The organism is Pedobacter caeni, from assembly GCF_900129215.1.
Taxonomy (GTDB): domain Bacteria; phylum Bacteroidota; class Bacteroidia; order Sphingobacteriales; family Sphingobacteriaceae; genus Pedobacter; species Pedobacter caeni.
This window is the reverse complement of record NZ_FQUQ01000002.1, coordinates 518,410-541,150: the sequence shown is the minus strand read 5'-3', so window position 1 is coordinate 541,150 and position 22,741 is coordinate 518,410. Positions and strand designations below refer to the sequence as shown.

Annotated in this window: 22 protein-coding genes; 7 read left to right on the top strand and 15 right to left on the bottom strand. The window is 41.5% G+C overall.

Annotated features, from left to right (window positions below; translation table 11 throughout):
- Window positions 1-118: 118 nt before the first annotated feature.
- The 5 genes from BUC20_RS09720 to BUC20_RS09700 all read right to left on the bottom strand — a co-directional run bounded on the left by BUC20_RS09720 (window position 119) and on the right by BUC20_RS09700 (window position 7,290).
- Complete coding sequence (locus BUC20_RS09720; RefSeq protein ID WP_143166755.1) at window positions 119-535, bottom strand: hypothetical protein; 417 nt, start codon at window positions 533-535, stop codon at window positions 119-121.
- A 168-nt stretch (window positions 536-703) separates the two neighbouring features.
- Window positions 704-1,765 carry a DUF5007 domain-containing protein gene (locus tag BUC20_RS09715; protein WP_073230411.1) on the bottom strand — a complete coding sequence of 354 codons (1,062 nt, stop codon included), beginning with the start codon at window positions 1,763-1,765 and terminating at the stop codon, window positions 704-706.
- Between the two features lie 70 nt (window positions 1,766-1,835).
- Entirely contained in the window at window positions 1,836-2,537 is a 702-nt protein-coding gene (locus BUC20_RS09710) for a hypothetical protein (RefSeq protein ID WP_234994492.1), read from the bottom strand.
- A gap of 29 nt (window positions 2,538-2,566) precedes the next feature.
- Entirely contained in the window at window positions 2,567-4,057 is a 1,491-nt protein-coding gene (locus tag BUC20_RS09705) for a RagB/SusD family nutrient uptake outer membrane protein (RefSeq protein ID WP_073230409.1), read from the bottom strand.
- An 11-nt stretch (window positions 4,058-4,068) separates the two neighbouring features.
- Window positions 4,069-7,290 (bottom strand): SusC/RagA family TonB-linked outer membrane protein, encoded by a 3,222-nt coding sequence (locus tag BUC20_RS09700; protein ID WP_084528725.1) that lies wholly within the window; start codon window positions 7,288-7,290, stop codon window positions 4,069-4,071.
- Window positions 7,291-8,188: 898 nt separating this feature from the next.
- On the opposite strand from BUC20_RS09700, the gene BUC20_RS09695 reads away from it, so the two are divergent.
- The 7 genes from BUC20_RS09695 to BUC20_RS09665 all read left to right on the top strand — a co-directional run bounded on the left by BUC20_RS09695 (window position 8,189) and on the right by BUC20_RS09665 (window position 14,244).
- Window positions 8,189-8,392 (top strand): fructose-6-phosphate aldolase, encoded by a 204-nt coding sequence (locus BUC20_RS09695; RefSeq protein WP_069379999.1) that lies wholly within the window; start codon window positions 8,189-8,191, stop codon window positions 8,390-8,392.
- A gap of 2 nt (window positions 8,393-8,394) precedes the next feature.
- The gene (locus tag BUC20_RS09690) at window positions 8,395-9,078 is read left to right on the top strand and encodes a cell division ATP-binding protein FtsE (protein WP_073230405.1); all 684 of its coding nucleotides are present in this window, start codon (window positions 8,395-8,397) and stop codon (window positions 9,076-9,078) included.
- Window positions 9,079-9,206: 128 nt separating this feature from the next.
- Window positions 9,207-9,788, top strand: coding sequence for a nucleotide exchange factor GrpE (locus tag BUC20_RS09685; protein ID WP_073230403.1), 582 nt, complete (start codon window positions 9,207-9,209; stop codon window positions 9,786-9,788).
- Between the two features lie 6 nt (window positions 9,789-9,794).
- Window positions 9,795-10,967 (top strand): molecular chaperone DnaJ, encoded by a 1,173-nt coding sequence (gene dnaJ, locus BUC20_RS09680; RefSeq protein WP_073230401.1) that lies wholly within the window; start codon window positions 9,795-9,797, stop codon window positions 10,965-10,967.
- A gap of 123 nt (window positions 10,968-11,090) precedes the next feature.
- A complete protein-coding gene (locus BUC20_RS09675) occupies window positions 11,091-11,993 on the top strand; it encodes an ABC transporter ATP-binding protein (RefSeq protein WP_073230399.1) in 903 nt (300 codons plus the stop codon).
- Window positions 11,994-11,998: 5 nt separating this feature from the next.
- Window positions 11,999-13,333 (top strand): ABC transporter permease, encoded by a 1,335-nt coding sequence (locus tag BUC20_RS09670; protein ID WP_073230398.1) that lies wholly within the window; start codon window positions 11,999-12,001, stop codon window positions 13,331-13,333.
- A gap of 5 nt (window positions 13,334-13,338) precedes the next feature.
- Complete coding sequence (locus tag BUC20_RS09665) at window positions 13,339-14,244, top strand: Ppx/GppA phosphatase family protein (RefSeq protein WP_073230396.1); 906 nt, start codon at window positions 13,339-13,341, stop codon at window positions 14,242-14,244.
- Here the strand turns inward: BUC20_RS09665 and BUC20_RS09660 are convergent.
- The 10 genes from BUC20_RS09660 to BUC20_RS09615 all read right to left on the bottom strand — a co-directional run bounded on the left by BUC20_RS09660 (window position 14,241) and on the right by BUC20_RS09615 (window position 22,669).
- Window positions 14,241-14,822 carry a Maf family nucleotide pyrophosphatase gene (locus BUC20_RS09660; RefSeq protein ID WP_073230395.1) on the bottom strand — a complete coding sequence of 194 codons (582 nt, stop codon included), beginning with the start codon at window positions 14,820-14,822 and terminating at the stop codon, window positions 14,241-14,243. The genes BUC20_RS09665 and BUC20_RS09660 overlap by 4 nt on opposite strands.
- 69 nt (window positions 14,823-14,891) lie before the next feature.
- Window positions 14,892-15,296: a hypothetical protein gene (locus BUC20_RS09655; protein WP_073230393.1), complete on the bottom strand. Its 405-nt coding sequence runs from the start codon at window positions 15,294-15,296 to the stop codon at window positions 14,892-14,894.
- 120 nt (window positions 15,297-15,416) lie between these two features.
- Window positions 15,417-15,944 (bottom strand): KdsC family phosphatase, encoded by a 528-nt coding sequence (locus tag BUC20_RS09650; RefSeq protein ID WP_073230391.1) that lies wholly within the window; start codon window positions 15,942-15,944, stop codon window positions 15,417-15,419.
- 5 nt (window positions 15,945-15,949) lie between these two features.
- On the bottom strand, window positions 15,950-16,192 hold the full coding sequence (gene iscX, locus BUC20_RS09645) for a Fe-S cluster assembly protein IscX (RefSeq protein WP_073230390.1): 243 nt from the start codon (window positions 16,190-16,192) through the stop codon (window positions 15,950-15,952).
- An 18-nt stretch (window positions 16,193-16,210) separates the two neighbouring features.
- The gene (locus tag BUC20_RS09640; protein ID WP_073230388.1) at window positions 16,211-16,543 is read right to left on the bottom strand and encodes a 2Fe-2S iron-sulfur cluster-binding protein; all 333 of its coding nucleotides are present in this window, start codon (window positions 16,541-16,543) and stop codon (window positions 16,211-16,213) included.
- Window positions 16,544-16,586: 43 nt separating this feature from the next.
- A complete protein-coding gene (locus BUC20_RS09635; RefSeq protein WP_073230387.1) occupies window positions 16,587-17,348 on the bottom strand; it encodes a Rossmann-like and DUF2520 domain-containing protein in 762 nt (253 codons plus the stop codon).
- 19 nt (window positions 17,349-17,367) lie between these two features.
- Window positions 17,368-19,839 (bottom strand): heme lyase CcmF/NrfE family subunit, encoded by a 2,472-nt coding sequence (locus BUC20_RS09630; RefSeq protein WP_073230385.1) that lies wholly within the window; start codon window positions 19,837-19,839, stop codon window positions 17,368-17,370.
- 5 nt (window positions 19,840-19,844) lie between these two features.
- Window positions 19,845-20,255 (bottom strand): cytochrome c maturation protein CcmE domain-containing protein, encoded by a 411-nt coding sequence (locus BUC20_RS09625; protein WP_073230384.1) that lies wholly within the window; start codon window positions 20,253-20,255, stop codon window positions 19,845-19,847.
- Between the two features lie 89 nt (window positions 20,256-20,344).
- Window positions 20,345-21,085 carry a peptide-methionine (S)-S-oxide reductase MsrA gene (msrA, locus tag BUC20_RS09620; RefSeq protein ID WP_084528723.1) on the bottom strand — a complete coding sequence of 247 codons (741 nt, stop codon included), beginning with the start codon at window positions 21,083-21,085 and terminating at the stop codon, window positions 20,345-20,347.
- Window positions 21,086-21,247: 162 nt separating this feature from the next.
- Complete coding sequence (locus tag BUC20_RS09615) at window positions 21,248-22,669, bottom strand: Glu/Leu/Phe/Val family dehydrogenase (protein ID WP_073230380.1); 1,422 nt, start codon at window positions 22,667-22,669, stop codon at window positions 21,248-21,250.
- Window positions 22,670-22,741: the final 72 nt, after the last annotated feature.

Here is a 22,741-nt window from a genome sequence, read left to right as displayed (position 1 = left end):
AGACCAAAAACGATAAAAAACCAGCTCCTGATACGCTTAAAGGATACCAAAGCAACGAAAAAGAGTCTGAGCATTTTATAAAATGCTCAGACTCTTTTTCGTTTAAATCGTTAAAGGATTATACAAGTACACTAAATACGGTAAAAGAATCTATTCTCCATTTTGTTCCATAACCGGATACTTTCACTTCAATGTCATACTCCACTCCACTTACCGCATCTATGACATGCTTTTTAAAGGTATCAAGAATGATTGTTCCTCCTGAATGATTTGCCAGATCCAAAGCGATATTCGTCAGGCCCGTTCCATTAATAGAAACCTTTACGTTATAAGGCGGAGATCCCGGAATGTTATAATTGAGGGTAGCCGTTGCAGTCTGGCTGGTGAACGGAATACTGATGGTCTGTGTTTCTACACCAGGTGGCAGGAAACTAACTTTTGCCTTGGGAACTGCACTTAGTTCTTTTGGGGCGGTAAAACTACTGGCAATCATCACAATTGCTAAAGCACTGCTTAATCGAAAAAAAGTTGACATCTTCATTTTTTTGTTTAGTATAGGGTTTTACATTTTGTTAATTCATCTCAAAAAGCATTTCCGTTCTTCTAACGATGGTTAAAAGAAAGGCCGGCTTCCGGAACGGGAAAATCCGGCCATTTCATATTCAACTAACCTGTTTTTTTAGCATATCCTTCCGGAATGTGTTTATTTTTTGGTGACTTTCAATTTCAACTCATAGATGTATTTTCCTGGTTTATTGATCTTGGTACTGAAACGAATATTCGCACTTACCGCTTCTTTTGTATAAGTACCATAAGGTGTTTGTACTGGCGGGAACCATCTTTTTGTATCTGCAGTATCTATTGATGCGATATATTTATCATACATACGGTAATAACACAGGATACCATTCGTTTTGTCATCCCAATAAGGATCAGGGAACCTTGTGGAAGCAAAATAATCATACAATATTGCGGTATCAGTAACCGTGGTTTTGTAAGCAAATGTCCTCAGGTTATTGAAAAAAGCATTTCCGTTAGGTCTGTTTTCCAACGCTTTTCCTGGAAAAACAGCTCCGTTTTTATCAAGAATTTTCAGGACAACCTGATTTGGAAAATCAGCAACACGCCTGATTTTCAGATCCACAGTTGTTCCTTGTCCGGTCTCAGAGTTGATCCACTGGTCATCAAATGTAAACCTGATTCCTGTTTCTGTTCCTGCCTTAACAGCGATAAAATAAGGTACAGTGGTGTATTCGTAATCTATGGACTTATTCAGTTTGATCGTACATATTCCCATATAGGTTTTGGTTCCATTCGCGTTCTCTACTTCCAGATCGACCAGATAATAACCGGGAGCAATATTTTCTGTTGCATTGGTAATTACAAACTGACCACTGCTTTCCAAAACTGTTAAAGGCGTTTTCAGTACCGTATCACGTTTAGCTTTGATGATGGCCGTCGTAGTATCCGTTAGCGGATTAAAAGCAGATTTCCAGATGGCTACTTTAAACTGCTTAAAAAAGGCTTCTTCCCTCTGCCCGGTAGCCTTGTTCCTGATATTTAACAACCTCACTTTGAGGGGAGGTGTAGAGTTATCGAGCACGACTCCGTTAGTCGTCAGGGTTTGTCCCTGAAAGATGACAAGAGTATCGGCCATATAGCGTAAATTCTCACTCAGATACCCTACAGGTGTTTTTTTACAGGCAATGATACTGGCCGTTCCTATCACCAGGAATATCCAGAATATATTGATATACTTTTTCATTTGATTATATTTTTTTAGCGGTTATGAAGCGATCATCATGGCTTCATTTAATCGTTTAGCTGGTAAAAATTTATTGTTTAAAAGACCAGATATGGTTATTTGCCAGTACATGGACTACTCCGGTATTCGTAATGATTCCGGTGGTCTGACACAGGCCTTTAATATCTTTCAGTTTAACATCTCCACTTGGATCTACTTTCGCGCCATCCTTAAGGATATCTTTTGCACCCAGAATTTTGTTCAGGTAGATGTATTCAGGTCTGTTGGTAATTACGCCATCTACGGTGTACTGGTTTACGACTTCAAGTGAAACATCAAGTTTTTCACCTGGCACGGAAGTCTGGAAAGCCGTACCTGTAGCGTTCAGGTCGCCTCTTACAATACGCTGTGGGAAGAAATAAATCCCCATAGAATCACGGAGCATTTTAGGTGTAAAAAACTTAAACAAAGAATCCAGTGTATAATTCAATCTTTCGTCTTTTTTACGCGCCTGTTCTCTTTTGGCATTTAAGTAGTTGGTAATCGTAAAGTTATTGGGCACAAAAAAGGTCCCCGGACTGTTGATCAGGTCTTTCATCCCGGCCTTATCAATGATCATTAAAGTAGTATCAAACCTTTTGGTATAGTGACTTTTCAGAAAATCATAGGTGGTCATGTCTACTTTCTCATTGCTCAAACCTCCATCTATAATTGCATCTTTCTGACAGGCCATTACCAATAAGGTCATGGTAAAGGCTACGATCAGCAGGTAAGTTGTTTTTATCTTTTTCATCTTTCTAAATATTTGATTGTCCACCTCAGTTAATTGTTTTGCCACCATTGGTTCTGCCCGATAAGTCTGTTTGTGTTTACAATTCCATTGTCAATCGGCCATAAATACCCTTTGTTTCTAAAGCGGTCAAGAGACATCCATGGAGGGAAAAAGGCAACACCACCGGTGCCATAAGTTCTACCTGTTCTGACCATATCAAAATAAGTATGTCCCTCACCAATTAACTCTCTCTCACGTTCCTGGAAGATATCGCGTTTAAGGAACAAGCCTGAATTATTCAGCTCGGCTACCCCAGCTCTTTGTCTGATTTTGTTCAGTTCAATACGGGCCTCTCCATCTCTGTTCAACGCGTTTAAGGCTTCTGCTTTTAAGAGGATGATATCTGCCAGTCTGAAGATAATCAGGTTACTCTCCGCACGCATATCAAAAGTTCCACCGGAGCCAACATTCTGGATATCTTTGTATTTAACCAGATTGGGCTTAACATCAGTGGCATTACGATAACCCACAAATTCAGTTAAACGGGTATCATCTTTAGTGTAAATAGAAGACAACATTGCAGGTACCAGATAATAAGTCGGGTTTATATTAGGCATTCCTTTAATCAGGTCACTGCTGATCGTAATAAATGCAATAGAATTTGCAATGTTCGCATCATAACCACTGGATTCGTTATTACTGTACTTATTGGTGATCACAAAAATGTTCTCTTTTGCATTTGTATTTGCAAAAACATCTCTGATGTTTCCTTTTGGCTGAAGACTGATCAGGTCAGGTCTGCTGGTAATAGAATCGGTATACAATACTGTTTTCTGATAATCGCCATTCCAGGCATAAGCATGCGCCAATAGCGCTAAGGCTGAAGCCTTACTGGCCCTGAAGCGTTGCCCCTCATTTAATCCTTCCCAGGTTAACAATGCTGAGGCTTTTGTGGCATCGCTCAACACCTGTTTCATGATTTCCTTTTCATTAGTTCTGCCAATAAGTATGGCCTGATCAGCTGTAGTCACGGCCTGAAGCTGTAAAGGAAGATCGCCCCAAACCCTGGTCATATAGAAATAAGATAAAGCTCTTAAAAAGTAGGCTTCACCCAACAAATAGTTTTTTCTTCCTGCTGCAAATTTGCTGTCGTCTATTTCTGCTGCTTTTGCCAGGATCAGGTTCGTCTGGCCAACAATCTGGTACCAGTTAGTCCAGTTTTGTGTTCCATTTTCTTTATAAGGGATCCGAAACCTACCGGCATATGGATATTGATCATTTGTTGCATCCGAAGCAAAAAGTCCGGATGGCGCATCTCCCCACAAAAAGAAAGCGTTTTGATTGAACAAGCTTCTTCTCAGCAGTGCATAGCCCCCAAGGGCAGCTCCGTTAATGTCAGATTCAGATTTCCAGTAGGCGCCTTCATAAGTCGCATTTTCCAAATCATTCTCCAATGCCTTTTTGCATGAAAAGTTAAGGCTGATGATCAGCACTAATAATCCTGTTGCTATTGTGCTATATTTTATATTAAAAATTTTCATTCGAAATCAGTTTAAAATCCTACCTGTAAACCCAATGTATATTTTGAAGGAACCGGATAGCCATCTCCATAATCGTATCCTCTGGCATCTACCTGTTCCGCATCGATTCCTGAGAATTTCTGGAAGATGTGTACGTTATCCCAAGTCGCATATAAACGCAAATTGTCAATTTTCGCCCCTCTTAACCAGCCAATCTTTTTGGTATCGAAACTGTAGTTAAGGTTGATGTTTTTGATACGGATATACCACCCTGGCTCTACAAATAAGGTCTGTCCGGCTCTCCAGGCATACAATCCCATATTTGGATTCAAAGCAGGAAAATCTGCATTGTCTCCCGGTTGACGCCAGTAATTATATTTGCTGATATCTGAAATTGATGCTTTCGCGAAATCTTCTGGATTACCGTAAAACAAGCCATTAGACAACCTGCTTGCCAGGGTATTGTTGACAATTGTACGTCCGAAGGTAAATGTGGTCAGGACCTGTAAACCCCAGCCTTTATATTTAAAAAAGTTAGTAAAACCACCAGTAACTTTAGGGTTCGGATCTCCGTAAAATGTTTGGTCATCCCTACCCTGCTCATCTGAAATCTGGTAATCACCATTGGTATCACGCCATTTTGGATAACCCAATACCAGCTTGCCCCATTTGGTTGCACCAATTGCACCGGTAAGCGGATTCACCAGTAAATCACTTTCATTGTTAATTACCCCATCGGTAATGTACATTCTATACATATTTAATGGTTTTCCAACGATGTATACAGAAGAACCATAATATAAGTCACGGTTACCATTTGGCAACGAGGTCACCATATTTCTGTTAAAGGACATATTGAGGGATGGCATCCATGAAAAATCTTTCCCCTTAATTGCCGTTCCGTTCAGACTGATCTCCAGTCCTGAGTTTCTTACCCCGGCAGCATTGCTGAAAGTATTCTGATAACCGGAATACTGAGGAATCATGATGCTCAGCATCTGTCCGGAAGTATTTCTGGTATAAGCATCAATGCTAAAACTCAAACGGTTCTTGAACAAGGTTGCATCAAGGCCTAAGTTCCAGGCATCTGCCTGTTGCCAGGTGATGTTATCATTGGTAATTCCATTGTAATCCGGAATGATAACTGTTCCTCCGCCATAACTGGTTGCACCGGAACCGGTATAACTTCCATTTGAAGTATAGGAATTATAGCGGGAATTGTCGTCAATGCTACTCTCATCTCCTGTGCGTCCCCAGCTTAGTCTTAGCTTAAGTTCATCAATCCAGGTTAATTTTTTGACAAATTCCTCATTTGAAGCCAACCAGCCTACAGCAAGGGAAGGAAAACGTCCCCATTTGTTGTTTTTTCCAAATCTGGATGAAGCATCAGCTCTGAAAACGGCATCAAAAAGGTATCTGCTATCATAGTCATAATGAAGTGAGCCTAAAAATGAAAGTTTTGCATAAGTTGATAAATCTGTAAAACCGAAAAGGTTGCCATTTGGAATTCCATTAACCACCTTAATGTTGTCATTAGGAACTCCTGCTCCCCGGATGTTCGTTCTCTCATTTCTTCTTTGCTCAAATTCCTGAACAAAACTAGCTGTGATGTTGTGAACTTTGTCCAGGGTTTTTATCCATAACAGGTTGTTGGTAATGATATATTTTTGTCTCAGTGTTTCATAAGATTCCGCATAAGCCAGTCCGTTCTTTTCAAGGAAGGATGGAGAGGAGTAGTCCAGTTTGGAAGTGGTATAATTCACTGCACCACGTGTACTTAAGCGAAAGCCATCAAGAAAGGAAAACCTCAACTCTGCACTTCCACTTAAATCATTGTTTACGTTATCGTTTCGTCTGTAATCATAAGGATTTAATACCGCATCCCGATCAACCCCAGTAAAGCTTAATAGCGATGAAGGCATATCGATAGGACTTATTCTGAATACATTTCTGTAATTGTTCGGATCAGGCTTTTCAGATCCCACCAGGCGATTTCCATGAGAAGCCCTTAAGCTGGTTACCAATTCCAGATTTTTACTAAAATTGATCCCTACATTACTGTTAAAGGAATAACGTTTGAAACCGGTATTGATCACCACTCCTTTCTCATCATAAAGCCCACCGCTCAAACGGTAATTGAAGACATCAGAGCCACCGGAAGCAGAAATATCATAGTTATGTATGGCGCCCGACTGGTAAAATATGCCCTGATAATTGTTATTGTTATTGAAAGCCGGATTCAGACTGTCCGTTAACATCTGAGGAACCCTGTCCCGCAATTGGTTATAAGTTCCATAGTTATAAAGCAGGTCCATTTTCTGTCTGCGTTCTGCCGCTCCGATCAGTGTACTCACTTCCTGAGGTTTTTGAGTATAGCCATGGTAAGTATTAAAGCTGATTCTTGGTGCACCGACTTTTCCGCGTTTGGTTTTGATCAGGATCACGCCGTTTGCAGCTCTGGATCCATAAAGCGCTGCCGCAGAAGCATCTTTCAGTACATCGATTGACTCTACATCATTCGGGTTAAGCGTAGCCAGAAAGTTCGTTCCTGTAGCATCGAATGACCTGATTTCGTCATCTCCCAAAGGAATACCGTCCATCACATATAGCGGGCTGCTATATAGAATATCAGGGTTGTAATCATTTGATGATCTTGGGATATTCGTATTACCACGAACCACCAAGGATGTCCTCACCCCAGGCTGACCACTAAAATTCTGAACGTTTACTCCAGGTAGTTTACCTTGTAAAAGGATATCCACACTCGCTGCGGGAAGGTTCTCAATGTCCTTACCGGTAAGACTGGAAACAGAAGAGGTTGATTTCTTACGGTTTAAGGTAGCATAGCCAGTTACAATAACCTCACTCAAATCGTTGAGATCTTCTTTCATCACCACATTCAGGGTGGTCTTTCCTTTAACGGCAACTTCTTTTCTGACGTATCCGATCATACTAAAAACCAGGATATCATTATCATCTACAGTGGCCTTAAAAGCACCGTTCCCGTCAGTACTGCTCACCGCTGATTTTTTACCCTTTATAGAGACCGTAACACCTGGCATAGGTATACCTTTATCATCTTTCACAGTACCCTGTATTACGACAGGTACGAGTAAGGCTGAAATTTCAGGGGACAGGTTATTTTCGGATTTATTGTTTATTTTAAAACCAGGCTTGCCTTCTGAGCTCAGGTGAACGCCCTGTAGCAAGAACAGCGTTATACAAGCCTTTGTAAAAAGCAGATTACACTTCATAGAATCTTAATTTTAAGTTGGTTAGCGGTTTTTTTCTGTTTGAGAATGCGATATTTTTCGGCCAAAACATCCCCGGGACTGTAAAAACAATCCTGTCAGATGAGACAAATCGGCCATAAGCTCTCCCTATGGGCGAAGCTTAACAGTTCTCAGTTTTAAAAAATTAAATGATCTTTTTTTAAGGGATGTAAGTAGCTTTTGCCTAGCTACAATGCTTGTTTAGGGCATTAGTTGAGTCGAAATTTTTGCATAGTTTGGTCGTGGTTAAGTTTAGGTTGTAGTTGAATTATCTCTTATTATTTTATGTCTGTCCTATATTGGTCGATATAGTCAGACACCCCCATTGATCAGCAGCTTATGTCCTGCCTTTCATTAATCTAATGTATTGTTAAAGCAACGTCATTTAACAAATTTTAACAACACAAACGTTTGCATTGCTCCATTATTAACTCTATAGGCACAGTAAAGACCGAAGTTTCAGTAAATCAAAAAGAAAAATATATATCAAAAACCGCAAAAAAAAATCTAAAATAATAACAGCTTAGGTATGGAAAATGCCATTTGAAAAAATGATCACGCCAATGCTACACAAACGGTTGTTTTCCATAAAAAACGCAGTTTTGACTCCTAAATCAATAGAAATCTGCATACTGGACTTATTTAAAGATATTTAGGGAGAAATCAATAAATCCACTAATAATGACAGCGAAACGAGCCAGGTTACACAAAAATTAGGTCAACATGCAGGATCTTCATCATCAGCTTTATTTCATTTCTTTATAAGTAAGAGAGGAACAGCAACAAGGAAAAATTCCAGCCCCATCCCCAACAGTGTACAAATTAGATAAATACGGGAAAGCCCTTCATTTCTCAGTTTGAAATACTATTTTTGAACAAAATGTATGTAATCAAAGTAAAAGGCATTGCCAAAATTCCTGACTATGTGCAGTTGAGGGATGATAAATTCACTTTACTCGCCTATTTCAGGGTCGACAGACCTGATAAATCCCTGGATAAATTAGGTTTAGGCGATAAGCTGCCTTATATTATGAATTTTGTGAATGATTTGCCTTTCGGACAAATTGCTAAATTAGATATTTAAACATGGCAGAAAACGCAGTTATAAATTTAAAGAAGGTAGATGTATTCCAGCAAAAACACCTGGTCTTATCTAATGTAAACCTGAATGTAGATAAGGGAGAGTTTGTTTTTCTTATCGGACAGACAGGATCTGGTAAAAGTAGTTTACTAAAGATCATTTACGGCGACCTTCATATAGGAAATGGTGAAGGACAGATTGCGGGCTTTGATCTAAAAAACCTGGCCATTAAAGATGTTCCTTATCTGCGCAGAAAACTAGGTATTGTATTTCAGGATTTTCAATTGCTGACGGACAGAACAGTAGAGAAAAACCTGGAGTTTGTATTGAAAGCTACCGGATGGAAAGATGCCGCTTTAATTCAGGAGCGTATTAAAGATGTACTGGAGAAAGTAGGACTAAGGTCTAAAATCAGAAAAATGCCGCATGAGCTTTCCGGCGGAGAGCAGCAGCGTGTGGTTATTGCCCGTGCTTTACTGAACAACCCGGAGATTATCCTTGCCGATGAGCCTACAGGAAACCTGGATCCGGATACTTCCGAAGAAATTGTAATGTTGCTGAAACAAATCAGTCAGAGTGGTACCTCGGTATTAATGGCGACCCATGACTACCATATCATCCGTACTTTCCCATCCAGAATCATCAAATGTGAGGGTGGTATTGTGCATGAGGATGCACAAATCGTGTAAACATAATCCTGACAAAAATATTCCTAATCAGCCATTCTGGTCAGTCTTTTCTACTTAAAGCTGACAGCATGGCTGATATTTTTTATTGGCAAACCTTTTGAGTTTAGATCCAAAAATTCTACTATACCATGTTTAGCAAGAAGAAAAAAAACGACATCGAAGATCCTATTGTGGAAAATACTGCTGATGAGCAGGTAACCAGCGAGCAAGCCGAAGAAAGTGCAGATGCCGCTTCAACTGAAGAAGTTCAACCAGAAATCTCAGCTGAGGAAAAATTACAACAAGAAGTTGCTGCTTTAAATGATAAATACCTGCGCCTGTTTGCAGAGTTTGACAATTATAAACGTCGTACTCAAAAAGAACGCGTAGAGCTTTTACAGACTGCAGGTAAAGACGTGATCATCTCCATGCTTCCGGTACTGGATGATTTTGACCGTGCCAATAAGGCCATGGACAATGCAACGGACATCACTCCGATCCGTGAAGGTATTGCTTTGGTTCACCATAAATTAAAAAGCGTATTAGGACAGAAAGGCCTGAAAGAAATGGAAAGCATCAGCACTCCTTTTGATACAGACCTTCATGAAGCGATAACAAAGATCCCTGCTCCGAATGAGGAGTTGAAAGGAAAAGTTATAGACGAATTAGAAAAAGGGTACACTTTAAACGACAAGGTAATACGCTTTGCCAAAGTCGTAGTAGGTAGTTAATATTTTATGAGCAAAAGAGATTATTATGATGTGCTTGGCGTATCCAAGAGTTCATCCGCCGAAGAGATAAAAAAGGCATATCGCAAACTGGCCATCAAGTTTCACCCGGATAAAAATCCGGATGACAAGACGGCTGAGGATAAGTTTAAGGAAGCAGCCGAGGCTTACGAGGTATTAAGTAATCCGGAGAAGAAACAACGTTACGACCATTATGGTCATGCCGGTGTTGGTGGTGCTTCGGGTAACGGCGGCGGATATGGCGGCGGCGGCATGAACATGGAAGATATTTTCAGCCAGTTTGGCGATATCTTTGGCGGCGGCGGCGGCAGTCCATTTGATAGCTTCTTTGGCGGCGGCGGTCAGCAGTCCCGTGGTGGCAGACGTGTAGCAAAAGGTACTAATCTGCGCATTAAAGTAAAACTTACCCTGGAAGAAATTGCCAACGGTACAGAAAAGAAAATTAAAGTCAACAAACAGATCACCTGTAAAACCTGCGATGGATCAGGTGCTAAAGACCGTAATTCGGTAAGCACCTGTCAGACTTGCGGGGGAAGCGGAGCGGTACGCAGGGTTACCAATACGATATTGGGCCAGATGCAAACCACCTCTACCTGCCCTACCTGTAACGGTAGCGGATCACAGATTACCTCTAAATGTACTTCTTGTCATGGTGAAGGCATCGTTCGCGGTGAAGAAACCATTACCATTAACATCCCTGCGGGTGTAAGTGATGGCATGCAGCTGAGCATGAGTGGAAAAGGTAATGCTGCCCCTAACGGAGGAATCCCGGGAGACCTGATCATTCTGATTGAAGAAGTTGCCCATGAAACCCTGAAACGCGAAGGAAACAATGTGGTGTATGACTTACATGTATCGATCATCGATGCAGCCTTAGGTTATAGCGCAGAAGTACCGACCATTGATGGCAAAGCAAAAATCAAAATCGAACCAGGTACCCAAAGTGGTAAATTGTTGCGTTTGAAAGGCAAAGGCCTTCCTGAGATCAATTCTTATCACCGTGGTGATCAGATTATCCACATCAACATCTGGACCCCTAAAGCGTTAAGCTCGGAAGAAAGAAGCATGTTGGAAAAGTTGAGGGAGTCACCGAATTTCAAACCTCAGCCAGGTAAGAATGACAAGAGTTTCTTTGAGAAAATGAAAGAATATTTCGAGTAACATTTACTCCTGAAAATAGAAAGGGTCGTATCATTAAAAAATGACACGGCCCTTTTTTATTGGTCTTTTCTGTAACATTTTAACAAAAACCGATACTAACTTAACGACTAATAAAACTAAAAGATGCTCATTATCAAGAATATTATTAAGCAATACGCGAACCACCGCGCATTGGACGATGTCAGCCTGCAAGTAGAAAAAGGTAAGATCTTCGGTCTGTTAGGCCCAAATGGTGCCGGGAAAACTTCCCTCATCAGGATCATTACCCAAATCACAGGTCCCGATAGCGGAGAGGTCCTGTTCAACGGGGAACGCCTCAATGTGGATCACATTTCCAAGATTGGCTATTTACCGGAAGAAAGAGGTCTATACAAAAAAATGGAAATCGGCGAACAGGTGCTGTACCTCGCCAAACTCAAAGGACTAAGCACTGCGGAGGCCACCAAAAGAATCAGGTATTGGTTTGAGAAGCTGGAAATGGCCGATTGGTGGAGTAAAAAAGTAGAAGACCTGAGTAAAGGAATGCAGCAGAAAGTCCAGTTTGTAGCTACAGTACTGCATAAACCCGAACTCATCATCCTCGATGAGCCCTTTTCCGGTTTCGATCCTGTAAATGCAGACATCATCAAGAATGAAATCCTGGAATTAAACAGAGAAGGTGCCACTTTTATCTTCTCCACTCATAGAATGGAATCTGTGGAAGAGCTTTGCGACAACATTGCCCTCATCCACCGCTCCAAAAAGATACTGGATGGCCCGGTGAAGGACATCAGGGAACAATACCGCAACAATACCTATTGGCTGGAATATGAAGGCGATTATCAATTGGAAAACTCAAAAGAACTCTTTGAAGTTTTACACACTGAACACATCGACGGAAAGACCAAAGTAAAGATCAAAATCCGGGAAACGCAAAACCCTAACCAGGTACTCAGCGCCTTAATTCCCCATGTATCTATCAACCGTCTGGACGAGGTAATCCCTACCATGAACGACATTTTCATTCAAAAAGTAAAACAATCCTAAGCGTCATGAACAAAATCTTACTCATCATACAAAGAGAATACTTATCCAGGGTAAAAAAGAAGTCGTTCATTATCATGACGCTCCTTACCCCGCTCATCATTGCCGGTTTTTATGGACTGATCATTTACTTCTCTATTCAGGGGGTCAAAGGAAGCTTTAACAAAGTAGCTGTTGTAAACCAGAATACTTCATTAACAGAGAAACTCGTTCCCACCAAAAACATAGGCTATACCTATGTGAAGGAATCTCTGGAGCAGATGAAGGCTGATTTAAAAACCACGAAATACGATTACATCCTTTACCTTCCGGAATTTGACATTAAATCCCCGAAGGGCATACAACTCATTGGCAGCAAGCAAGCCGGACTCTCCCTGAGCAACCGGGTATCCGGCGACATCAAAGAACTCATCCGTACCCAGAAACTTAAAGCATCCGGTATTTCCCAGACTGAGCTGGACGGCTTAAAAACGGAAGTAGAGATTGACACTAAAAAGATCGGGGAAACCGGGAAAGAAGAAGATTCCAGTGCAGGTGCCAGCACCATTATTGGTACCGCAGCGGGAATATTCATGTTTATGTTCATCCTGCTCTACGGCATCCAGGTGATGCGTGGGGTGATTGAAGAAAAAACCAGCAGGATCATCGAAATTATGATTTCCTCGGTAAAACCATTCCAGTTGATGATGGGCAAAATCATTGGCATCGCCCTCGTGGGGCTTACCCAGTTTATCCTCTGGATTGTGCTGACCGCTTCGATCTCTACCCTGGCTGTAAAAGCTTTTGTGGGCAAAGATGCCATTGCACAAACGAGCGCTGTAGCCATGAAAGCAAAAGATGGGACAGCGATCTCTCCGGTAGTGAATACTCCTGTAGACAGTCCTGTATTGTCCATGCAGAAAAGTCTGGCCAGTCTGGACCTGACCAAAATCATTCTTGTATTTATTTTCTTCTTTATTGGTGGTTATTTATTCTATAGCGCACTCTATGCCGCCATTGGTTCGGCCGTCGATTCAGAGACGGAAACCCAGCAGTTCATGATGCCCGTAATGATGCCTTTACTGGTTGGTTACGCCCTTTCTTTAAGCGTAGTAACCAACGATCCTTATGGTCCGATTGCTTTTTGGTTGTCGATGATTCCATTTACCTCCCCTATTGCCATGGTGGTTCGTTTACCTTATGGTGTTCCGGACTGGCAATTGGCATTATCTATGCTGATCCTTGTGCTCGGATTTATTGGTACCGTTTGGCTGGCCTCCAGGATTTACAGGGTGGGCATCTTAATGTACGGCAAAAAGACCAGTCTGAAAGAAATGATTAAGTGGTTTACCTATAAAAATTAAAATACATGAAGGTTGCTGTTATAGACCTTGGAACAAATACCTTCCACCTGATCATTGCGGAACTTTCTGCAAAGGAGCCTGAAATATGCTATAAAACCAATCTTCCCGTGAGGCTTGGCGAAGGAAAGATCAACGACAATTTCATCATCCAGGAGGCTTTCGAAAGAGGCCTCCTGGCACTGGAAAAATTTAGCCTGATCATTAAAGAACATCAGGTTGAATTGGTAAAAGCCACGGCAACTTCTGCCATCAGAAGTGCAGAAAACGGAATCAACTTTGTTAAAGCCGCTAAAAATTATGCGGGGATCGACATCAATGTGATCAGTGGTGATGAGGAAGCCGGATACATTTTTAAAGGAGTCAGGGCTACAGGACTGATCAACCAGACCTCCCTCATTATGGACATCGGGGGCGGAAGCACCGAATTTATCATCTGCACTCCAGAAGAATTACTCTGGAAGAAAAGCTATAACATCGGGGCCGCGCGATTGATGCAGGCCTATTTTCATTCCGACCCAATCAATGAAGCCGATCAAAATGCGATTACACGTCATTTAGATAGCGAATTAAGCGATTTAAAGGAAGCATTGAACTTGTACCAACCCAAACATTTAATTGGCTCAGCGGGCGCATTTGAGACCTTTACCGGCATGCTGTACCCGGAGTTGAATCTGAAAGAGATCAAGCACTATGCCATAGACATTCCTGCCTACCAGGCATTGTCGGCAACCTTCATCGCTTCCAGTCATGGGGAAAGGGAAAAGATGCCCGGACTGATCCGTTTAAGGGTGGATATGATTGTCATGGCTTCCATACTGACAGATTACATCTTATCAGCAGGAAACTTTGAACAACTCAGTTTATCTACCTACGACCTGAAGATGGGCGTACTGGCAGACCTGCAGGCTTAAACCAACCAGCTGCTATCAGCTAACGCTTTATACAGCTTTTCTGTAGGCAAGCCCATTACATTGGTATAAGAACCGATGATCTTTTCTACCGCGATCAGGCCAATCCAGTCCTGGATACCATAAGCGCCGGCCTTATCCATTGGGTTGTAGTTTTTGATGTAATAACTGATCTGTTCAGGGCTCAAGGTATTGAAGAACACCTCCGTGGTATCATAAAAAGAACGCATCTTTCCATTGTGGGTTAAACTTACTCCGGTATATACCTGATGGTTGGTACCCGAAAGTTTGGTCAGCATTTCTTTAGCATGGTGTGCATCTTCCGGTTTTCCCAGGATCTCTCCATTATAGGCCACAATCGTATCTGCGGTCACGATGATACTTCCTTTACTGTCTTCATCAAATGCCTTCGCTTTCTTTTCTGCAATGTATACTGCAATTTCGGCAGGAAGGAGTTGCTCCGGGTAACTCTCGTCTACCTCTTTTAAAACGACTTTAAAATCGAGGTTCATGGCGCTTAACAATTCTTGTCTGCGGGGAGATTTGGAGGCCAGGATAATAGGAAGTCTTTGCTGATACATATTTAGATATTTGTGCAAAAATAGCAAAAGCGGCCAAAGGCCGCTTCTGTTATTTGCATTAATTGTCTTTTATTGGTTTCCGGCAGGTTTCTCGCCATCCCCTCTTCCCCCTCTTTTCATTTTATCTTTACGTTCTGCTTTTATGGTTTCGTAAGTTTTTTTCTGATCTTCCGTCAGCAATGCGCTGATTTTTGCATCCGTCTCATCACTTAATTTTTTCATCTCCGCCCTTCTTGCATCTTTATCACCTGAACCGGCTTCGCGTGCTTTGTTTACCGCGTTGGCCTGTTCCAGAAAAATAGCAGTTGCTTTGGTTTTCTGGTCATCATTCAAGCTGAGTTTCTTAGTTAGGTTTTCCGCATTCTTTTGGGCTCTTTCTTCAGGGCTTTTCATTTTACGGCCACCATCTTGTTGTGCTTGTGCGAATGTAATTACACTGAATAACAGTCCGCAAATCATCAATAATCTTTTCATAGGTTTCTAATGTTTTCTTTTTAAAACTGGTGTTATTGTTTTTTAAAGATTAGAGGGGCCGGAAGAGATTTAGTTTAAGCTCCTAAAAGTAACATACATGTTACAAAAGAAAAACAGAAATTATTTCCCGGAATCTGCGGCAGAAGGATTTTCATCAAACCATTTTTCCTGCACCCGGAGTGCTTTTTCGACGATGTCCCTTACGGCAGTTTTACCTCCGGTATAGGGCGATATATATTCAGAAATAGCTTTAATTTCCGGAACAGCATCTGCCGGACAGGTAGGGAGCCCTACCAGTTGCATGACTTTAAGATCAGGGATGTCATCTCCCATGTATAATACTTGTGAAGCATTGACCTGGTATTTCACCAGGAAATTCTGAAAGACCTGTACTTTATCAGAAACGCCCAGAAAGATTTCCTTGATGCCTAAACCTTCAAAGCGTTTTTGCATGGCCTGTCCTTTTCCACCAGAGATGATACAAACATGAAAGCCACGTTTTACCGCCAACTGAAGGGCATAGCCATCTTTAATGTTAAATGTCCGCAAAAACTCCCCCGAATCCGAGGCTAAGATATCACCATTGGTTAACACCCCATCTACATCGAATATAAATGTGTTGATCTCTTTAAGTTTTTGCAGAAACATCAGGCCTAGTCTTGGTTATCTCTCCATTCATAAACCCAGGCAGACTGGATTTGCTCCAGGTGGCCTTCAGTACTTTCCTCTTTGGTTCCTTTAAAATTAGGTAAGGACAATACCCATTCTAATAATTCAGTAAACCTGATACGGTATATTTTGGCTTCATTGAACTCGTCCCCAAATTTCTCATATAACTCCTGAGCGATGTCTTCGTGGTCGTTCCAATAAATTGGTAAAGCAAATTTATCTTGCATATAATGTTTGTTTGTTAATTAATGGCCTAAAAACTCGGACTGATCCGGGATGGTTACTTCAATATCTCCGCTGATCACTACACACTGACAACCCAGTCTGGAGGTAATTCTAGGGCGAACCGCACGGTCAATAAAATCTTCTTCCTTATCGGAAATTTCCTGGATATCGTCCATTCCTTTAGTCACATATACATGACAAGTACTGCAACCGCATACACCCCCGCAGTTGTGTTGTAATTCTATTCCGTGATCATGGCATACATCAAGAACCGATTCTCCTCCTGCTATAGGAAGCTCTATTGGTTCTTTACCCTGCTCTTCAAAATTTATCTTTAATTTAAAAATACTCATAATTAGGTCTCAAAAATAAGCAGCAAAAACCGCAATTACACGATTAATGTGTTTTTTTAATGCTTTTACTTAAAGTTTCATAGATATCCTTCAATTCAGGCATATCTTTCAACAATTCTTTATGTTTTACTATTGTCTGTTCGTCGTTGCGAATGGCCGGCCCGGTCTGTACATCGGCAGGAAAAGCATCCTGTACCTTTTCTGCAGTTTCCATGATCAGGGGCCTTAAAATCTCAAAATCAAGATCGTTTTTTGCCAGGATATCATTGCTAAGGGCATACAGATGGTTTACAAAATTACAGGCAAATACAGCGGATAAATGTAAGATCCTTCTCTTTTCACTATTCACTTCATATACCAGCGGACTCAACATCCGGGCAATGGACTTTAAAGCGTCCAGTGTCTCCTGATCTTTCGCTTCTATACAAAGCGGCACATTTTTAAAGTCAAGGGCCTTTTGTTTGGAGAAGGTTTGCAAGGGATACAATACCCCGAAGTTCATCCCCGACTCCGCGAAAACATTGATGTCTGTAGCGCCAGAGGTATGGGCCACAATTCCCTGTACGGCATTTAATGCCTCTACAACTTCCGGAATCGCATCGTCCTTTACCGCAATGAGGTACAGATCAGCTGTGGGATCAATCTTCTTTAAATCAGAAATTGGCATTGCTCCCGTTGCCTTAGCCAGTTCAGCAGCATGGTTCTGGTTTTTACTCCAGACCTGCATAAGCTCCGCTCCATTTGCTTTAAAAGCATTTGAAAAATGTGTGGCCACATTACCAGAACCAATACAAACTACTTTCATCTCTTTGGGCAATTATTTCTTAAACAGCTTTAACTTCTTTTTGTCTTCTGAGGATGGACAGTAAAAATCCGATCACCATCACGATTGTTCCGGCCCAATACAAATTGATATAAGGGAACTCGATCGATTTAAATACCACCCAGTCTTTTGCCTGCTGAGGCTTTTCAAATACCTGAAGCTCTACTTTTTGCTGATCAGGAAGTACTTTCGTGAACCTGAACCTTAGTCCGAGTTCATCGATGTTGCGTGCAAAATCAAAAGTATTGTTTCCTTTTACCAGGAAGATTGGTTCTGTCTTATAAGTCTTTCCATTCACCACTACTTCCAGTGGCAAACCTACCGCAAGATCACCTTCGGCCAATGCCAGGCTTTTCGCTTTTGGCTGATTGTTTAGTCCTTTAACAGTAATCACCCCACTGCTGGTATGCAAGGTATCACCAGTGCTTACCTGTACAATTCTTGGTGCTTTATAGTTTTCTTCCGGATTGGCATCTTCCTCATGGTTACCCTTCATCTGCTTTTTATCAGGTGCACTGGTGATGTGGGTATACACATCATAAGTCAGGTAATGTTTGGTATCAGGAGAAGCGATCAAGCCCATTTTTTCATTGGCCTGAACATGAGGGTTCAATTCAAAATCTTCTTTCAGCTTTCCTGTTTCTTCATCGTATACCTTAAAATTCAAGGTATATATCGTGTTCGGGGCAACAGTGGTATCTCTGGTATAAGTAACCGTATACCTGCCCATTTTCTTAGGCTCGTTTTTATAGAGTACAATGTTTTCTCCTGGTTTCTCTGCTTTTTCAAAGTCTTTCACCGGAATGAAGTTTGTTGCATTCAGGGAGATCGGTTTATTTGTTGCTGCAGCAACCAGGGCACCAATCAGTAACAAAGCAAAACCCATATGCGCTACTGCTGCGCCTACCAGTTTACGTTTCCCGCCAAATGCCTGTCCGAGGATTCTTGCATTGGCAAGGATCGCAAACACACAGCTAAAAGTAAGCAGGATGTACATTAAGTTTGTATAGATATTGGTCAGGTAAACAAAACCTGCGGTAATGACTATCGCAAAAAGGATAGAAGCAATTAAGCTGCTGTAGAACTTACGGATATCCGTTCTCTTGTATTTCATGAACTGAGAGAAACCGGAGATAATGGTAACCAGGATGGCGAAAGGAGCCTGCCATTGGTTATAATATTTGATGGCATCTATCGGAGGAGCAAATTTAGTTCCGAAGGCCGCATTGAATACAGGCACAGAGGTCGAGAAGATCACCTGGATACAGGCTACGGTAACGACTAAGGCTCCGATAAACATCCAGAATTCTCTGGAATAAGTTTCTTCATCTTTATTTGTGATCGGCAATTCTTTCCATCTGCTGATGAGCAGGTACACCGGCAGGGCCAGGAATACCACATTGTATAAGATCAGGTGGCCAAACATGCCCAGATCGGTGAAAGAGTGAACAGAGGTTTCTCCAAGGATACCGCTTCTGGTCAGGAATGAGGCATACAATACCAGCACAAAGCTGATGATCACCAAAATGATCGCAGTAAAGAAGGAATGTCCTGTATTTTTGAAGGCGATCATGACGTGAACACCTGCAATGAGGGTAAGCCATGGAATGATCGAGGCATTTTCTACCGGATCCCATGCCCAGAATCCACCGAAATTCAGTGCTTCATAGGCCCAGAAAGAGCCCATAATGATTCCTGTACCCAGGATCATCACCGCAAACAGTGCCCATGGCATTGCTGGTTTAACCCATTCTTTATATTTCCTTTGCCATAGACCTGTCACTGCATAGGCGAAAGGAACAATCATACTGGCAAAACCAAGGAATAAGGTTGGTGGATGGATCACCATCCAGTAATTCTGTAATAATGGGTTCAGTCCTCTTCCGTCGGTAATGAACTTCAGGTAGTTTTTATAGTTTTCCGGATCAGCAAATACGACCGGAGCCATATCTTTCAGGTTTACGGCATCCCTTAACAGGATAAAAGGCGAACTTCCGATTCTTTCTCCAAAGATCTCTACACCCAATAACATCGAGGTTAGAAATACCTGTGAGAAAGCCACAATGGTCATTACGCCATTTTCCCAGGTTTTCGCTTTCCAGATCAGCAGTCCGCCAAGCAAAGCCTGCCAGAAAGCCCATAGCCAGAAACTTCCCTCCTGTCCTTCCCAGAAAGCAGAAACGATATAATATACCGGAAGTTCTTTGGAAGAGTGGGAATAAACGTAATAATACTCGTTATTGTGGTTTAAGATGAGGTAGAATAAGGTGATTCCTATGCCCAGGATACTTACCCAGTTGATTAAAAACGCAATCCGGCCTAAACGTGTCCATGATTGATTTTCAAGATCTTTATTCTTTGTTGCAAAAAAATAGGCTATTGCAGAGAGTAAAGAAGCGGCAAACGCTAGAACAATAAAGAATTGGCCGATTTTACCGGGCAGGAGGTTCTCTCCAAAAAATTGTATATCCATTAAGATTAGTTGTATTTTATTACCTGACCGTCCTTTTTCACTTCTACAAGATCATTGTTGTATTTAGAAGGACATTTCATTAATATTTTTGAAGCATAAAAGGTATCATCTTTCATTTTACCGATTAAAACTAATTTTTCTGAACGTTCGAAATCCTGAGGTTTTGTGCCGTTATAAACTACTTTGTTGACCATCCCTTTTTCGTCTTTCATGTAGAAAGCAAAATGATTGGCATCTTTCTGGGCATCATAATACATCCCTTTCGCTTTTTCCCAATATCCCATGACATGGAATTCGCGCGGATCTTTTGCAGCTTCGGAGAAAGTAGAATAGTTGCTTGTGCCGGCATTCAGACTGATTAAGAACCCTACACATAACGCTATTGTAATTAAACCAATAATTGCACTTTTTCTCATGATGCTAATAAAATTTTAGAATGGTACAAAGATAAAAAATATAAGGAGGTAAACTCTTTTAGGGCTGTTCAAATCAGTTTGATGACCATTTATTGATAGTTCTCTGACAAAAACGCTAGGTTTGAAGCAGTTCCTTCCTGAAAAACAGTCGTTTTCCAGGATTTCAGGTACTCAGATTTGATCAATCCGGGCATTTCCCTACGGAGTTTTTCCACTTTTGGCCTGGAGATTTTCCGGATATAGCTATCCCATAAATTACGTTTATAGTAATCCTGGTGTTCCATTTCTGCCGGATAAATGATTTTAAAGGGGAGCAACTCGGTTACGACCTGATTTTTCCCGTAAACTGAGGCTTCCAGCTGGTCAATTACCCGACGAATGGCCCTGTATTCTTCCGGCGAACGAAAAAAAGCGATAGAGCGGTACTCAATTCCCAGATCGGGGCCCTGGCCATCTACCTGGGTAGGATCATGTGCATGAAAGAAGGCTTCACAAAGTTGCTCAAAAGAGATGACCTTTGGATCGTAATAAACCTGAACAGCCTCTGCATGTCCGGCTGTTTTTGACACCACCTTTGCATAGTCCGGATTGGCGCTGGTCCCTCCGGCATAACCACTGATCACCCTGTTTACGCCTTTCAGTTCAATCATCGCTTCCTGTAATGCCCAGAAACAACCTCCGGCAAAGGTAGCCAGTTGTTCTCCTGTTTCAGGCTTTACGATGACTGCAAAACCATTTTTACTTTCCAGTTGCTGTTCAGCCGGACCTGAACTGCAGGCCATGATCAGCATCAGTAACAAAAGAAAGCCTGAGTTCGGTATCCGCATCATTGAAAATCCTCCAGATTGATATCTACAAGATACGGGAATTCAGGGGAAGAAGATTTTCAGTAAAAACAGTATGAAAGAAAAATGACAAAAAAAGAGAGGGTAATAGTTGGCCATTTTTATAGCCAACTATTACCCTCTTCTGTATTATCGTATGGGTATTGCCTACGGCCAGATACCAAGGTTCATATAAGATATTGCGATCTTATCGATTGAACCTACAAATGCAGCTGTTCTTAAAGTCTGAATACCAGGTTTATTCATTAATGTTTCTCTGATCTCATGGTAAGAGTGAATCATGGTATCTTCCAGTCCGGAGTTTACCAATTCCAGCTCCGAAGCACCTTTAACAATCATTAAGCGGTGTTCTGCAGGAATACTTTTACCAGTAAGGCTTTCCAGTGTATTGATCAGGTTTCTGTTAGAGTTTTCAGCATAACGGTTTTCCATACGGCCAAAAGCTACGTGAGAAAGGTTTTTCAACCACTCAAAATAAGATACGGTCACACCACCGGCATTACAGTACATATCAGGAATGATCATACCACCCATTTCGGTGAAGATTTCTTCGGCTTCCGGAGTACAAGGTCCGTTTGCACCTTCAGCAATAATTTTAGCTTTAATATTTCTGATGTTATCAGAAGTGATCTGATTTTCCAATGCTGCAGGAACCAGGATATCACATGGTTGCTCCAGGCCTTCCATAGAATTCTTAAATTCTGTAGCTCCCGGGAAGCCTAAGATTGATCCTGTTAATTTACGATGAGCAAATACTTCGTCGATATTTAAACCATCAGCATTGTAGATCGCTCCTTCAAATTCACAAAGACCAACAATTGTTGCTCCGAATTCAGCTAAGAATTTCGCGGAGTGGTAACCTACGTTACCTAATCCCTGTACAATCACTCTTTTATCACCTAAACCAGCTGTAAGGCCGATTTTCGCCATATCTTCTCCTACACTAACACATTCTCTGATGGCGTAAGCCACACCACGTCCGGTTGCTTCCTTACGTCCGCGGATACCGTGTAATGCAATTGGTTTTCCCGTCACACAACCCAAAGCATCTAACTGACCCGGGTTCATCGTCATATAAGTATCTGCGATCCAGCTCATTTCACGCTCACCAGATCCATAATCAGGAGCAGGAACGTCAATGCCGGGACCAATAAAGTTCTTTTTAATTAATTCTGTAGTATAACGACGGGTGATGTTTTCCAACTCTCCAACGGTGTAGTTTTTCGTTGTAATTTTAATACCCCCTTTAGCACCACCGAAAGGAACGTTGACAATCGCACATTTGTACGTCATTAAAGCAGCCAGAGCCATTACTTCATCTTCGTTTACCATTTCGCTATAGCGAATACCACCTTTTGTAGGACTCATGTGGTGAGAGTGTTCTACACGCCATGCATCAATAACCTCGAAACCATTTCCTCTACGGATAGGGAACTGGAAACGATACACACTGTTACAAGCTTTGATTTGGGTTAACAAACCCTCTGGATGGGAAGTGAATTGGGCGGCATTGTCAAAATTCTTGCAGACATCTGCAAAAAAATTTGTCTCGTTTGCTGTATTAGCCATTAGTTGTTATTTATGAATTGAATATAAGTTCGTATCCTAATTAGGTGCAAAATTGCATTAAAAAAAACCATT